The organism is Streptomyces sp. NPDC001292 (assembly GCF_042896465.1).
Taxonomy (GTDB): domain Bacteria; phylum Actinomycetota; class Actinomycetes; order Streptomycetales; family Streptomycetaceae; genus Streptomyces.
On the sequence record NZ_JBIAXG010000032.1, the window covers coordinates 65,340 to 78,124 of the forward strand.

Below are 12,785 nucleotides of genomic sequence, written 5' to 3' on the forward strand. Positions count from 1 at the left end.
TCACGCCGGGCTCGCGGGCCCTGGCACCGCTCCCCCAGCACCAGACCCCACTCCCCGATCCGGCCCGGTCCAAACGAAAGGCATGAGTGCCGCGTGCCCGGATCCGCCGCTCAACCGCCGTGCGCGGAGCGGGCCTTGAAAGCCGCCTTGCGCGCTTCCTTGGCGGTCTTCTTGTCCGGGTGCAGCCGTCCCATCGCCTCCAGCACGTCCGCCGTCTGCGGGTGGTCCACCCGCCAGGCCGCCGCGAAGAAGCCGCTGTGCTGCTCGGCGAGCCCCTCGACGAGGGCGTGCAGTTCCTCGGAGTCGCCCTCGGCCGCCAGTTGCGCCGCCACCGTGTCGACGGTCAGCCAGAAGACCATCTCCTGGGACGGCGCCGGCACGTCGGCCAGGCCGCGCTCGGTCAGCCAGACCCGGGCCAGCCCGCCCAGTTCGGCGTCGTCGAGCACCTCCCGCAGCGCCGGTTCGGCCTCCGCGCCGACCAGGGACAGCGCCTGCTGGCAGCGCAGCCGCCGCAGCGGCGCACCCGCGTCCGTGCCGCGTGCCGCGGCGAGCAACTCCCGTGCGGCGGACAGCGGTTCACGGCTCGCCAGCCACTGCTCCGTCTCCGCGTGCGTGGCCGCTGGGGGAAACCCGGCGGTGCCGTCGAGCAGCGCATCGGCGCCCTTGTCCGCGAACTCGCCGATCACCGGCGCCCGGCAGCCGGCCTCCAGCAGCCGGGTCCGCAGCCCGTGCAGTCCGAGCGGGGTCAGCCGCACCATCCCGTAGCGAGCGACGTCCACCTCCTCGACCGGCGTCGACGGCTCGTTCTCGGCCTCCGCCATCAACTCCTCGTCCACCGGCCGGTACTCGACCAGTCCCGTCGGTTGCAGCAGCCGGAACCGTTCGTCCAGCCGCATCATCGCCTCGGAGACCTGCTCCAGTATGTCGTTGGTGGGCTCCCCCATGTCGCTGGGCACGATCATGGAGGCGGCGAGCACGGGCAGCGGCACCGGACCGCCGCCGGACCCGTCCGCGCCGGCCGTCAGCCGGTAGAGGTTGGCGAGCACCCCGTCGAGGAACTCCGCCTCCGCCTCGGGGTCCCAGTCCAGTCCGGAGAGGTCGATCGCGCCGCCCCGGCCCTCCGCTTCGGCCGGCGCGTCCAGGTCGGGCACGCTCGCGTCGGCCAGCACGAGCTCGAGGGCGTTCGACCACACCATGAGCACGTCGTGCGGCGAGCCGCCGGTCAGCCGGCCCAGGTCCGGGCCGGGCGCGACGGCACCCTCGTCCTCGTCGACGATCCGGACGAGCCCGGTGTCCAGGGCGACCCGCCAGGCCTCGCTCGCCCCGGCCGCCGCGTCGTCCCCGCTCAGGCCGAGCACCTCGGCCGCGGCGGGCAGTTGCTCCTCTGCCAGCCCGCCGTCGGCGTCGACCCGTGTCCCGTCTCCGGCCCAGCGCGCGAGCCGCGCGGCGCGGGACAGCAGCGGTGTGGCGAGCGCGTCCCGGGCCAACTCCGGTTCGGAGGCGAGCCGCACCGGTGGGAACGAGGACCTGTCTGACATCGGCTGGTTTCTCCTAGCGGACCTGGGGCCCGGAGGGTGGGTAGCCCACGGGCCGGTAAGCCTGACGACTCAAACGCTCAGCCTAGACGGATTTCGCCCCGTCCCGCCCGGTTCACCTTTCCGTCATCCTCCGTACATGGCCGAAACCTTGACAACCGGCCGGGCCGCACAGGAGATTGACGCGCGTAGAAATGCGGAGGCAGGCATTCCCGTCACGCTCTTTTGCGCGTGGACCCGTGCGCCTCCGGTCGCGTCCGCGTTTTGCGTCGCATCCCGTCGCCGCGCTCCGTCGTGCCCGAAGGGATCCACCTTGCCCAGCAAGTCCTCCGCGCGTCTCGCCGCGCTGACCATCGCCGCCGTCCGCTCCGCGGCGTCCGCCGTCGTCCTCACCTCTCCCGCGCACGCGGACGTGCACGTCAACGCGGAGTTCCACGACCAGACCAGCGACCACGACCCGCAGGTGCTGCGGTTCCACCCGTAACACCCGCGCGTCCTGAGGACGGGGTCGGCGGCCGTCAGGCGCAGACCCCGTCCAGCCATTCCCGCCAGGCCAGTTCGTTGGCCTTGGCGTCGGCGTCCGGCGCGAAGTCGTGCACGCTGACGCCGACCGGGGCGCCCCAGTGGTTGCGGCCGAAGAGGCGGATGAGGGCGTCGTCGGTGCGCAGCCCGATGAAGTACGGGGTGCGGTAGTCGAGTACGGCCTCGAACGTCCGGGGCCCTTGGACGGACACGCGTGCGCCCGTGGCCGTGTCGTCGGTGAGCCCGAGGGCCCGGCCCACGGCCGTGAAGGCGCCGGGGGCGGTGGACGCCTCCGGGCCGTCCAGGGTCGCGAAGGCCACCGGGCGCGGCGCGAAGTGCGTCAGGTACTCGCGCAGGGTGTGCATATAGAAGTCGGTGTGCTTGTTCGCGCCGTCGTACTGGTTGTCCCAGTCGTCGGTGAAGACGCCGCTGTGCACGTACCGCACCCAGGCGCGGCGGCCGCCGTCGCGCGGTTCGATGGTGTGGTCGAGCTGGTTGAGCGACTGGACCGGGATCCCGACGTTCTCGCTGCGGTTGGTGTAGCGGTGCGGCGGGTCCCAGGCGGTGACCGTGGACCCGAAGGGTCCGGCGCCGCCCACCCGGGGCTCCGGCGGCTCCATCGGCCACAGGTATCCACCGGTACCGGTCGTGATCGCCTCCCACACCTCCTGGGGGGTGGCGTCGACCTCGAACTCACGGACGATCTCGAATTCCTTGGACATGACGGGCTCCTGCTCGGTGACAGTCTGGATCGGGGGGTTACTGGGCGTCGGGTTCCACGGCGGGCGCGGCCTGCTCCTTGACCGCCGGGTGAAAGGCGACGACGATCCGGTGGTCGCGTCCGCCCTCCACATCCGGGGCGTCGTACTTGCGGATCAGGGCGGTGACGCCGGCCGTCAGCTCCTCGACGAACGCGGCCCGGTCGGCGGCCGAGGCGAAGCGGACCTCGCCGTCCAGCGCGTACGTCGCCAGCCGCTTGCGGGCCTTGGCCGCGCCGGTGATCAGCGAGCCGACGTCACGCACCAGCCGGGCGCCGAGGGCGAGCAGCCAACGCGCGGAGAGCTGGTCGCGGAAGCGGTCCGGATCGGGCTGCACGGAGGCCAGGGCCAGCGGGGAGATGACGTACGAGGCGGCGGTCGCGCGCATCAACCGCTCGGTGACATTGCCCTTGCGGCGCTCGCCGGCCAGCTCGACCAGTCCGTGCCGCTCCAGCGCCTTGAGGTGGTAGTTCACCTTCTGCCGGGGCAGGCCGACCGCGCCGGCCAGCATGGCTGCCGAGGCCGGGCCGGCCGCGAGCTCGGCGAGCAGCCTGGCCCTTATGGGGTCCAGGGAGACGGCTGCGGCCTCGGGGTCCTCGATCACGGTGACGTCCAGCATGGGCTCACCCTCTCACCGAAAAGTTTTTTTGTCCAGACGATCTGAATGTTCGGTGAGCCGGTGCGTCGGTGTGTCGGCACACGGAAAGACCGCCCCCACCTCTCGGGTGGGGGCGGCCTTCAGGAAGCCGGTGGTCCCGGTGGCCGTGTTCCCGGTTTCGCGTTCCGGACCGGACGGCCTCAGCGGCGGCGGCTGCGCCGGATCAGCAGTGCCGCCGCGACCAGCGCCGCGCCCGCCGCGAGCGCGATGACCAGCGGGCGGGGATTGCGGCGGTACGCCTCGACCACGTTGCTCACTGGGGGCGAGTGCCCGGCCCGGGACGCCTGCTCCTGGACCGTGTGCCCGGCGCGTACGGCCCGTTCCTGAACCGTGTGCCCCGCCCGCGAGGCCCGCTCCTGGACGGTGTGCCGGGTCCGGCTCGCCCCCTCCTGGGTCCGGTGGCCGGCGTGGGTGGCCTTCTCCTGGACGAGATGGCCGGCGTGCGTGGCCGAGCTGCGCAGCTGCACCGTCAGGGCGCCCGCCTTGTCCATCAGGTCGGCCGCGCGGGCCCTCGCCCTGCCCTTCACATCTGCCTTGGCAGCCAACTCCTCGACAGTTTCGCCAAGTTGACTCCTCGTCTGTTCGATCTGCCGCCTCAGCTCATCGGGGCCCTTCGCGCCCGCCGGTGGAGTGGCGCCGCCGTCCCCCTGTGCCCTGTCCGTCATCGGTGGTGTGCCCTTTCCTTGATCGTCTCGATGTCCGCCTTGACGCTGCCGAGCGCCTCCTGCGGCCTGGGCGGTGCGGCACGGCGCAGTTGGGCGCGGCCGACGAGGGCCAGCACGCCCGCGACCGCGAACAGCACGGCCGTCACGATGAGCGCCGCGGCCCACACGGGCAGCGCCAGCGAGAGGGCGGCGGTGGCCGTGCCGGCGAGCGCGATCAGCCCGACATAGCCGACTGCGCCCGCCGCGCCGAGCAGTCTGCCGCCGCGTCCCATGCGGCGTCCCTTCTCGGTCAGCTCCAGCTTGGCCAGGGCCATTTCCTGCCGTGCGAGCTGGGAGAGCTGCTCGGTGGCGCGGTGGACGAGTTCACCCACCGAGTGCTCGCCCGCCGAAGGCACAGCCGGTGAACGGTCGTCCACCGAGGGTTCGGCCGGCAGTCGTTCGGCCACCGGACGTTCAGCCGGTGAACGGTCGCCCGCCGAGCGGTCGCGCACTGGGCGGCGCTGGTCGGGCGCGGGCCTCACATCGATCGTCCCGGTCACGGTGTCCGCCTCCTCTCGGTCCGGACCATCCGGGTACCCCGGGACCTCTCCGACTACCCATGGCCCCGACCACCGGGCCCGCCCTCGCCGAGCCGGGCCAGCTGGGTCTGGAACCAGTCAAGGCGCGCCTGCAACAGGGCGGCCTCCGCGACGAGTTCGGGCACCCCCAGCCCATCGTGCCCGGCGAGCGGCCCGGATGCGGCGACCGCCGCGGCGACCGGTGCCGGCCCGCCGCCGCCCGCCACGACCCGCAGTCCCTCCCCGGCCAGCCGGGCGAAGCCGGCGAACGTCACGGAGGCACGGCCGCGCAGGCAGCCCGCGCAGACGGCGGTCAGCCCCTGCCACCCGGGCCTGCCCCAGCCCGCGTCGGCCAGGGCGGAGGCGGGCGCGCCGCACGCGCACGGGCCAGCCGTCGCCGTGCGCACCCGCTGGCGGGCGTAGCGGAAACCGCGCTCGTAGCGGACGTAGGCGCCGAGAACGGAGACCTCCAGCAGGACGGCTCCGCGATGCTCGGCCGTGCACAGCAGGGCCTCGGCGGCGGCACGTTCGTGCACACAGTGGAAGCCGCAGTCGCACAGGCGGGCCGGTGGCCGGTGCCGGCGGCCGTAGACGCAGGCCGCGTCCGCGACGACGCCGTATGGCAGCGCGCCGCCGAGCGACACACCGGTGAAGCGGGCCCGGGTGCCGTCGTGCGACAGCACCGGGTGGGCGATCTTGTATCCGGTCGGCGGCTCCGTCGGGCGTTCCGCGGGCAGCCGCAGCCTCATCGGGCGGCCGGAGCCTCTTCGGGCCTGGCGGCGGCCTGCGGTTCCTGGTTCTGCCGGATCTCCTGGACCGCCTCGGGGAGTTCAGCCTCCTCCTCGCGGACCGGCGACCGTTCCTCCGCGACTCCGGTGGCCAGTGCCTTGCCGAGCTTCATGGCGCCTCCCGTGCCTGCGCGTCGGTGACCTCCTGCCCATGGTGACGCATGACGGCCGACTTGGACACAGGGCACCGTCGGTCCAGCATCGCTTATCGATACCTGGTAGAAGAATTAAGTGGAGCTTCACGGTCGGCCTGTCGACACTGCTTCCATGACGACGACCACCACCACTCCCGCCCCTCCCTTCGGCCGCGCCCTGTGCGCCATGATCACGCCCTTCACCGCCTCGGGCGCGCTCGACCTCGACGGCGCGCAGCGGCTCGCCGACCGCCTGGTGACCGAGGGGTGTGACGGTCTCGTGCTCAGCGGTACGACGGGCGAGTCGCCGACCACGACGGACGCGGAGAAGTCGGCGCTGGTCCGGGCCGTGCGCGAGGCGGTCGGAAAGCGCGCCTCGATCGTCGCGGGCGTGGGCACCGCCGACACCCGGCACACCGTCGAACTGGCGCTGGCGGCCGAGAAGGCGGGCGCTGACGGGGTGCTGGTGGTGACGCCGTACTACAGCAGGCCGCCGCAGGACGCCGTGGAGGAGCACTTCCGCACGGTGGCGGACGCCTCCGGGCTGCCGGTGATGCTCTACGACATCCCCGGCCGCACCGGCACGCGCATCGAGCCGGACACCATGCTGCGGCTGGCCACGCACCCCCGCATCGTGGCGGTCAAGGACTGCTCCTACGACTTCCTCGGCGCCCAGAAGGTGCTGGCCCGCACCGAGTTGGCGTACTACGCGGGCTGCGACGAGCACATCCTCGCGCTGTACGCGGTGGGCGGTGCCGGATACGTCAGCACGGTCGCCAACCTCGTCCCGCGCCAACTGCGCTCGATCCTGGACGCGTTCGACGCGGGCGACACCGCCCGGGCCGCCCGGCTCCAGCAGCGGGCCACCGAGCTGATCGAGTCGACGATGTCCGCCGGCCTGCCCGGCACGGTCACCGTCAAGGCCCTGCTGAACGACCTGGACCTGCCCGCGGGCCCGGTCCGCGCACCCCTGCGGCCGGCCGGCCTGGAGACGACCGACGGGCTGCGGGCGGCTTACGAACACCTGCGGGCGGGGTGATCCCCACGCACGCGCCGCACCGTGACGTGACATCACGCCCTGGCCTCGGGCAGCTGACGCGGCGCCTCCTTCAGGCGGCCGGGCGCGCATCCCCCGCCCGCAGCCTGCGCGCCAGCAGGCCGAGCAGCACAGCGTTGAACAGCCCGGACAGGGCCGCGCCGACGGAGAAGACCAACGGGCTCAGCCAGTCGGGCGAGGAGGCCCACTCGGCGGGCGACGCCGCCAGAAGGGCGACGATGCTGAGCGGCGCCGTCGTCATGAGCGGCCAGATCCCCGCGAACCCCGGGTCCGGCAGCAGGTACGCGGCATACAGGAAGAACCCCAGCGACGCCGCGGCCACGGCCAGATACCCGCGCGCGAGCCAGTTGTCCACCGCGGGCGCCAGCAAGGCCCGAGTCCTTTGCGAGCGCCGGCTCGCAGGACGCGCCATATCCTTTCCCTCCCGCTCGGAAGGGGCCGCAACACGTGGGACGGACTCCCGCACGCCGGTTGGTGCGACGGTCGCGGATCTCGTGAGGAGGGCGCCGAGCACGGCGGCGTTCACGAAGACGCACAGGAGGAGCCATACGACCCAGGAGCCGATGGCCAGCGCCTCGACCACCCCGCCGCCCCCAGTGCCCGGACCCAAGGGGAGGACCATGGCCAGGAGGGAGAGGGGTGCCGTGAGCAGCAGGGGGCTCGAAGCGACGCCGCTCTCCGGGAAGAGGAACATGGCCAGGACGGATACGGCGAAGACAGCCAGATAGCCCCTGGCGAGCCAATTGCCCGTGGCGAGCGCGAGGAGTTGGCGCAGGCGGCGCGGGCGGGAGGCATTCGACATCACGGGTTCCTTCGGATCGGTCCGGGTTGGGTGGGGTCAACAATGAACCGGGGAACCCGCTCAGGGATGAGTACGAGTACTCATCCCTGCATGGGGGTTGCAGAAGACGGCAGAGCTTCGGCATCAACGTCGCCGGACGACGGCGGATCGAGGCGGTCGGAGGAGGTCCGGGACGCGCCCGTCGCAGCGGTGTGACGGCAGGCGGCCGCCCACCGCGATCGAACTCCTGAAGCGGTGCTCACGCATGAGCGCCCTCCCGGGCCGCCTGGGGCCGCGGAAGGGCGCTCGATGGTGACCAACGTCGACAACTGCCGACAGCTCAGCAGCAGGTCAGAGCTTTGATCGATGAGGTGGCCGCAGGTCACGGCCGCCGATGGTCAGTTGTGGCTGTGCAGGATCTCGTTCAGGCCGCCCCAGACCGCGTTGTTCGGGCGGGCCTCGACGGCTCCGGTGACCGAGTTGCGGCGGAAGAGGATGTTGGAGGCGCCGGACAGCTCGCGCGCCTTGACGATCTGTCCGTCGGGCATCGTCACGCGGGTGCCGGCGGTGACGTACAGACCGGCCTCGACCACGCACTCGTCGCCGAGCGCGATGCCCACGCCCGCCTCGGCGCCGACCAGGCAGCGCTCGCCGATGGCGATGATCACGTTGCCGCCGCCGGAGAGCGTGCCCATGGTGGAGGCGCCGCCGCCGATGTCGGAGCCGTCGCCGACCACGACGCCCGCGGAGATACGGCCCTCGACCATGGAGGTGCCGAGGGTGCCCGCGTTGAAGTTCACGAAGCCCTCGTGCATCACGGTGGTGCCCTCGGCGAGGTGCGCGCCGAGCCGCACCCGGTCGGCGTCGGCGATGCGGACGCCCTTCGGGACGACGTAGTCGGTCATGCGCGGGAACTTGTCGATCGAGGTCACCTGGAGGTACAGGCCCTCCGCGCGGGCGTTGAGCCGCACCTTCTCGATCGTGTCGACGGCGACCGGGCCGAGCGAGGTCCAGGCGACGTTGGCGAGGAAGCCGAAGGTGCCGTCCAGGTTCAGCCCGTGCGGCTTGACCAGCCGGTGCGAGAGCAGGTGCAGGCGCAGGTAGACGTCGTGCGCGTCGATCGGCTTCTCGTCGAGCGAGGCGATGACCGTGCGGACCGCGACCACCTCGACGCCCCGGCGCGCGTCCACGCCGATCGCCGCGGTGGCGCCGTCGCCGAGCAGCTCCGCGGCCCGCTCGGCGGACAGCCGCTCACTGCCGGCCGGGCCGGGCTGGTCCGTCAGCTCGGGGACGGGGAACCAGGTGTCGAGAACGGTGCCGTCGGCGGCGATCGTGGCGAGTCCGGCGGCCATGGCGCCGGTGGTGCGGGGAGCAGTCGTGTCGGTCATGGAAGGAAACCTAACGCGAGGCGGCGCGCACCGGCGAACCGGTGCGGTGGACGTCTCATGTGCCGGTCAGGGGCCCGCGCGGGAGGCGGCGTGGCGGGTGCGCCGCGGGGTCAGGCGTCCGCGGACGGCGGGATCATCCGCGTCAGCATCTCGCGCGCGTAGTTCTCGTCGTACGGGGTTCCGGTCAGCAGCACTTGGAGGCAGATGCCGTCCATCAAAGCCACCAGTGCGCGGGCGGTGGTCGGGTCGGTGCGGCGGGAGAGCAGGGCTGCGACGTCCGCGGCCCACTCGGCGGCGACGGGACGGAGCGCGGGGCGGCGCAGGGCGGCGAGGTACAGCTCGTACTCCAGCTCGACACCGGTGCGGTCACCGGACAGCCACTCCCCCATCCAGCCCGCGAGCGCCTCCGCGAGGCCGGTACGCGGGTCGTCAAGACCGCCGCGCGCGGCGATCACCTTGGCGAAGCCGTCGCCGGCCTGCCCGAGGGCCGCGACCATCAGCTCGTCCAGCGTACGGAAGTGGTACGTGGTGGAGCCCAGCGGTACGTCCGCCTCCGCGGCCACCGTGCGGTGGCTCAGCCCGGCCAGGCCCTTGGCGCCCACCACGCGGAGCGCCGCGTCGATGATCCGCTGCCGCCGCTCGGGGTCGTGCCGCCGGGGCATCAGTGGGCCCCGCCCAGGCTGAGGACGACCACGCCGCCGATGATCATTACGATCCCGGCGACCTTGGCGAGGCTCAGCCCCTCCCCGAACAGCACCAGACCGAGCGCGGCGACGGCCGCGGTGCCGATGCCGGACCAGATCGCGTAGGCCGTGCCGATGCCCACGGTCCGCAGGGTCTGGGCGAGCAGCACGAAGGAGAGGACGTACCCGACGACGGTCACCAGCGAGGGTCCGAACCTGCTGAAGCCGTCGCTGTACTTCATGGCCGTCGTGGCCGCGACTTCCGCGGCGATGGCGCCGACGAGCATCACGTATCCCATGGGGGCGAGCGTATCCGCCGATGTGTACGACCGTACACATCGAAGGGACGCGGCGTCGTCATGGCGAGCGGAACGCCGAACGGCGAGGTCCCGGAGGACCTCGCCGTTCGGCGTTCCGCTCGTGGATCTCAGACGTTGAAGCCGAGCGCCCGCAGCTGCTCGCGGCCGTCGTCAGTGATCTTGTCGGGGCCCCACGGCGGCATCCAGACCCAGTTGATGCGCAGCTCGTTGACGAGGCCGTCCGTGGCGGACTTGGCCTGGTCCTCGATGACGTCGGTGAGCGGGCAGGCCGCGGACGTCAGGGTCATGTCGACGGTCGCGATGTTCGACTCGTCGACGTGGATGCCGTAGATCAGGCCGAGGTTGACGACGTCGATGCCCAGCTCGGGGTCGACGACGTCCATCAGGGCCTCACGGAGCTCCTCCTCCGAGGCCGGCTTCATCTCCACGGTCTCGCTCATGCGGTCTTCCTTTCGGCGTCGGCGCCGCCCAGCGCCTGGGCCGTCGCGTCCTTCCAGGCCATCCAGCTCAACAGGGCGCACTTGACCCGGGCCGGGTACTTGGACACCCCGGCGAACGCCACCGCGTCCTCCAGAACGTCCTCCATCGCGTCGTCGGGCTCGATCCGGCCCTTGGACTGCATCAGCTCCAGGAAGGTCTCCTGGATCTTCTGCGCCTCGGCCAGCTCCCTGCCGACGAGCAGTTCGTTCAGCACGGAGGCCGAGGCCTGGCTGATCGAGCAGCCCTGGCCCTCGTACGAGACGTCCTTGATCGTCGTGCCGTCGTACTTCACGCGGAGGGTGATCTCGTCGCCGCAGGTCGGGTTCACATGGTGCACCTCGGCGTCGCCATCCCTCAGACCACGCCCGTGCGGGTTCTTGTAGTGGTCCAGGATGACTTCCTGGTACATCGAGTCCAGCTTCATCCGATCGCTCGTCCCGTCAGCCGAAGAAGTTCCGTACGTGCTCCAGGCCGTCGACCAGAGCGTCGATCTCGGCCGGCGTGGAGTACAGATAGAACGACGCTCGCGTGGTCGCAGGAATTCCGTACCGCAGGCACACCGGCCGCGCGCAGTGGTGGCCCACGCGCACCGCGATGCCCTGCTCGTCGAGGACCTGGCCCACGTCGTGCGGGTGTATGTCACCGAGCGTGAAGGAGATCGCCGCGCCCCGGTCCTCGGCCGTGGTCGGGCCGATGATCCTCAGATCGGGGACCTCCGTCAGCCGCCGCACCGCGTACTCGGTGAGCGCGTGCTCGTGGGCGAGGACCTTGTCCATCCCGATCGTGTTCAGGTAGTCGATCGCCGCGCCCAGACCGACCGCCTGGGCGATCGGCGGCGTGCCCGCCTCGAACTTGTGCGGGGCGGGGGCGTACGTCGACGAGTGCATCGACACCGTCTCGATCATCTCGCCGCCGCCGAGGAACGGAGGCAGGTCCTCCAGCAGCTCCTGGCGGCCCCAGAGCACGCCGATGCCGGTCGGGCCGCACATCTTGTGGCCGGTGAAGGCCACGAAGTCGGCCTGGAGGGCCTGTACGTCCAGCGGCATGTGCGGCGCCGCCTGCGAGGCGTCGACGCACACCAGCGCGCCGACCTCCTGCGCGCGGCGCACTATCGCCTCGACCGGGTTCACGGTGCCGAGGATGTTGGACACCAGCACGAAGGAGACGATCTTCGTCTTCTCGGTGATGATCTCGTCGATGTTCGACAGGTCGAGGCGGCCGTCGTCGGTGAGGCCGAACCACTTCAGCTTCGCGCCCGTGCGCTGCGCCAGCAGCTGCCAGGGAACGATGTTGGAGTGGTGCTCCATCTCCGTGATGACGATCTCGGTCTCGTGGTCCACCCGGTAGGGCTCCTCGGCCCAGCCGAGCATGTTGGCCACGAGGTTGAGCGACTCGGAGGCGTTCTTGGTGAAGATCACCTCGTCGCGGCTCGGCGCGTTGATGAACGCGGCGACCTTGTCGCGCGCACCCTCGTACAGCGCCGTGGCCTCCTCGGCGAGCACATGCACACCGCGGTGGACGTTGGCGTTGTAGCGCTCGTAGTACTCGCTCAGGGCGTCCAGCACCTGGCGCGGTTTCTGCGAGGTCGCCGCGTTGTCCAGGTAGACGAGCTTCCTGCCGTCGTGGACCAGCCGGTCCAGGACGGGGAAGTCCTTGCGGATCGCCTCTGTGTCGAGGAGGCCCGGCAGCTGTGTCACGCGGATGCGCCACCCTTCACGTATGCCTCGTAGCCCTCGTTCTCCAGCTTGTCCGCGAGCGCGGCGCCGCCGGACTCGACGATCCGGCCGCCGGCGAACACGTGGACGTGGTCGGGCTTGATGTAGCGCAGGATGCGCGTGTAGTGGGTGATCAGCAGGGTGCCGACCTGACCGCTCTCGCGCACCCTGTTCACGCCCTCCGACACGATGCGCAGGGCGTCGACGTCGAGGCCGGAGTCGGTCTCGTCGAGGATCGCGATCTTCGGCTTGAGCAGCTCCAGCTGGAGGATCTCGTGCCGCTTCTTCTCACCGCCGGAGAAGCCCTCGTTCACGTTGCGCTCGGCGAAGGACGGGTCCATGGAGAGACGCTCCATGGCCTCCTTGACCTCCTTCACCCAGGTGCGCAGCTTCGGCGCCTCGCCGCGGATGGCGCTGGCGGAGGAGCGGAGGAAGTTGGAGACCGAGACACCGGGGACCTCGACCGGGTACTGCATCGCCAGGAACAGGCCCGCGCGGGCGCGCTCGTCGACGGACATCTCCAGGACGTCCTCACCGTCGAGGGTGACGGAGCCGCCGGACACGGTGTACTTGGGGTGGCCCGCCAGAGCGTAGGCGAGGGTCGACTTGCCCGAGCCGTTGGGGCCCATGATGGCGTGCGTCTCGCCCTGCTTCACGGTGAGGTCGACGCCCTTGAGGATCTCCTTCGTGGCGTTGTCGGCCTCGACGGTGACGTGCAGGTCTCGGATTTCAAGCGTTGCCATG

Annotated in this window: 17 protein-coding genes; 2 read left to right on the forward strand and 15 right to left on the reverse strand. The window is 71.5% G+C overall.

All coding sequences use genetic code 11. The features are described 5' to 3' along the window. Window positions 1-110 precede the first annotated feature (110 nt). Window positions 111-1,538 (reverse strand): hypothetical protein, encoded by a 1,428-nt coding sequence (locus tag ACFY4A_RS28845; RefSeq protein WP_390832270.1) that lies wholly within the window; start codon window positions 1,536-1,538, stop codon window positions 111-113. A 310-nt stretch (window positions 1,539-1,848) separates the two neighbouring features. On the opposite strand from ACFY4A_RS28845, the gene ACFY4A_RS28850 reads away from it, so the two are divergent. Then, the gene (locus tag ACFY4A_RS28850; RefSeq protein ID WP_390832314.1) at window positions 1,849-2,019 is read left to right on the forward strand and encodes a hypothetical protein; all 171 of its coding nucleotides are present in this window, start codon (window positions 1,849-1,851) and stop codon (window positions 2,017-2,019) included. Window positions 2,020-2,053: 34 nt separating this feature from the next. Here ACFY4A_RS28850 and ACFY4A_RS28855 read toward each other — a convergent pair whose 3' ends face one another. The 6 genes from ACFY4A_RS28855 to ACFY4A_RS28880 all read right to left on the reverse strand — a co-directional run bounded on the left by ACFY4A_RS28855 (window position 2,054) and on the right by ACFY4A_RS28880 (window position 5,596). Beyond that, window positions 2,054-2,779 carry an SRPBCC domain-containing protein gene (locus tag ACFY4A_RS28855; protein ID WP_390832271.1) on the reverse strand — a complete coding sequence of 242 codons (726 nt, stop codon included), beginning with the start codon at window positions 2,777-2,779 and terminating at the stop codon, window positions 2,054-2,056. A gap of 37 nt (window positions 2,780-2,816) precedes the next feature. Further along, window positions 2,817-3,434 (reverse strand): ArsR/SmtB family transcription factor, encoded by a 618-nt coding sequence (locus tag ACFY4A_RS28860; RefSeq protein WP_390832272.1) that lies wholly within the window; start codon window positions 3,432-3,434, stop codon window positions 2,817-2,819. Between the two features lie 179 nt (window positions 3,435-3,613). Further along, window positions 3,614-4,138, reverse strand: coding sequence for a DUF3618 domain-containing protein (locus ACFY4A_RS28865; RefSeq protein WP_390832273.1), 525 nt, complete (start codon window positions 4,136-4,138; stop codon window positions 3,614-3,616). Next, window positions 4,135-4,554: a phage holin family protein gene (locus ACFY4A_RS28870; protein WP_390832309.1), complete on the reverse strand. Its 420-nt coding sequence runs from the start codon at window positions 4,552-4,554 to the stop codon at window positions 4,135-4,137. The genes ACFY4A_RS28865 and ACFY4A_RS28870 overlap by 4 nt, the downstream gene beginning before the upstream one ends. A gap of 176 nt (window positions 4,555-4,730) precedes the next feature. Continuing rightward, window positions 4,731-5,444, reverse strand: a complete 714-nt coding sequence (locus ACFY4A_RS28875) for a hypothetical protein (RefSeq protein ID WP_390832274.1) — start codon at window positions 5,442-5,444, stop codon at window positions 4,731-4,733. Beyond that, complete coding sequence (locus ACFY4A_RS28880) at window positions 5,441-5,596, reverse strand: hypothetical protein (protein WP_390832275.1); 156 nt, start codon at window positions 5,594-5,596, stop codon at window positions 5,441-5,443. Before ACFY4A_RS28880 ends, ACFY4A_RS28875 begins: the two co-directional genes overlap by 4 nt. Before the next feature lie 154 nt (window positions 5,597-5,750). On the opposite strand from ACFY4A_RS28880, the gene dapA reads away from it, so the two are divergent. Next, window positions 5,751-6,656 carry a 4-hydroxy-tetrahydrodipicolinate synthase gene (gene dapA, locus ACFY4A_RS28885; RefSeq protein ID WP_390832276.1) on the forward strand — a complete coding sequence of 302 codons (906 nt, stop codon included), beginning with the start codon at window positions 5,751-5,753 and terminating at the stop codon, window positions 6,654-6,656. A gap of 70 nt (window positions 6,657-6,726) precedes the next feature. Here the strand turns inward: dapA and ACFY4A_RS28890 are convergent, their stop codons facing one another. From ACFY4A_RS28890 to sufC, 8 genes are all read right to left on the reverse strand, one after another. Then, window positions 6,727-7,476: an SCO4225 family membrane protein gene (locus ACFY4A_RS28890; protein ID WP_390832277.1), complete on the reverse strand. Its 750-nt coding sequence runs from the start codon at window positions 7,474-7,476 to the stop codon at window positions 6,727-6,729. 377 nt (window positions 7,477-7,853) lie between these two features. After that, window positions 7,854-8,843, reverse strand: coding sequence for a 2,3,4,5-tetrahydropyridine-2,6-dicarboxylate N-succinyltransferase (dapD, locus tag ACFY4A_RS28895; protein ID WP_390832278.1), 990 nt, complete (start codon window positions 8,841-8,843; stop codon window positions 7,854-7,856). 110 nt (window positions 8,844-8,953) lie between these two features. Further along, complete coding sequence (locus ACFY4A_RS28900) at window positions 8,954-9,505, reverse strand: TetR/AcrR family transcriptional regulator (protein ID WP_390832279.1); 552 nt, start codon at window positions 9,503-9,505, stop codon at window positions 8,954-8,956. Then, window positions 9,505-9,825, reverse strand: a complete 321-nt coding sequence (locus ACFY4A_RS28905; RefSeq protein ID WP_390832280.1) for a DMT family transporter — start codon at window positions 9,823-9,825, stop codon at window positions 9,505-9,507. The genes ACFY4A_RS28900 and ACFY4A_RS28905 overlap by 1 nt, the downstream gene beginning before the upstream one ends. Window positions 9,826-9,953: 128 nt before the next feature. Beyond that, on the reverse strand, window positions 9,954-10,286 hold the full coding sequence (locus tag ACFY4A_RS28910) for a metal-sulfur cluster assembly factor (protein ID WP_010039749.1): 333 nt from the start codon (window positions 10,284-10,286) through the stop codon (window positions 9,954-9,956). Beyond that, entirely contained in the window at window positions 10,283-10,750 is a 468-nt protein-coding gene (gene sufU, locus ACFY4A_RS28915; RefSeq protein WP_390832281.1) for a Fe-S cluster assembly sulfur transfer protein SufU, read from the reverse strand. Before sufU ends, ACFY4A_RS28910 begins: the two co-directional genes overlap by 4 nt. Window positions 10,751-10,766: 16 nt before the next feature. Next, window positions 10,767-12,023, reverse strand: coding sequence for a cysteine desulfurase (locus ACFY4A_RS28920; RefSeq protein WP_390832282.1), 1,257 nt, complete (start codon window positions 12,021-12,023; stop codon window positions 10,767-10,769). Next, window positions 12,020-12,784, reverse strand: a complete 765-nt coding sequence (gene sufC, locus ACFY4A_RS28925) for a Fe-S cluster assembly ATPase SufC (protein WP_390832283.1) — start codon at window positions 12,782-12,784, stop codon at window positions 12,020-12,022. Before sufC ends, ACFY4A_RS28920 begins: the two co-directional genes overlap by 4 nt. Window position 12,785 lies beyond the last annotated feature (1 nt).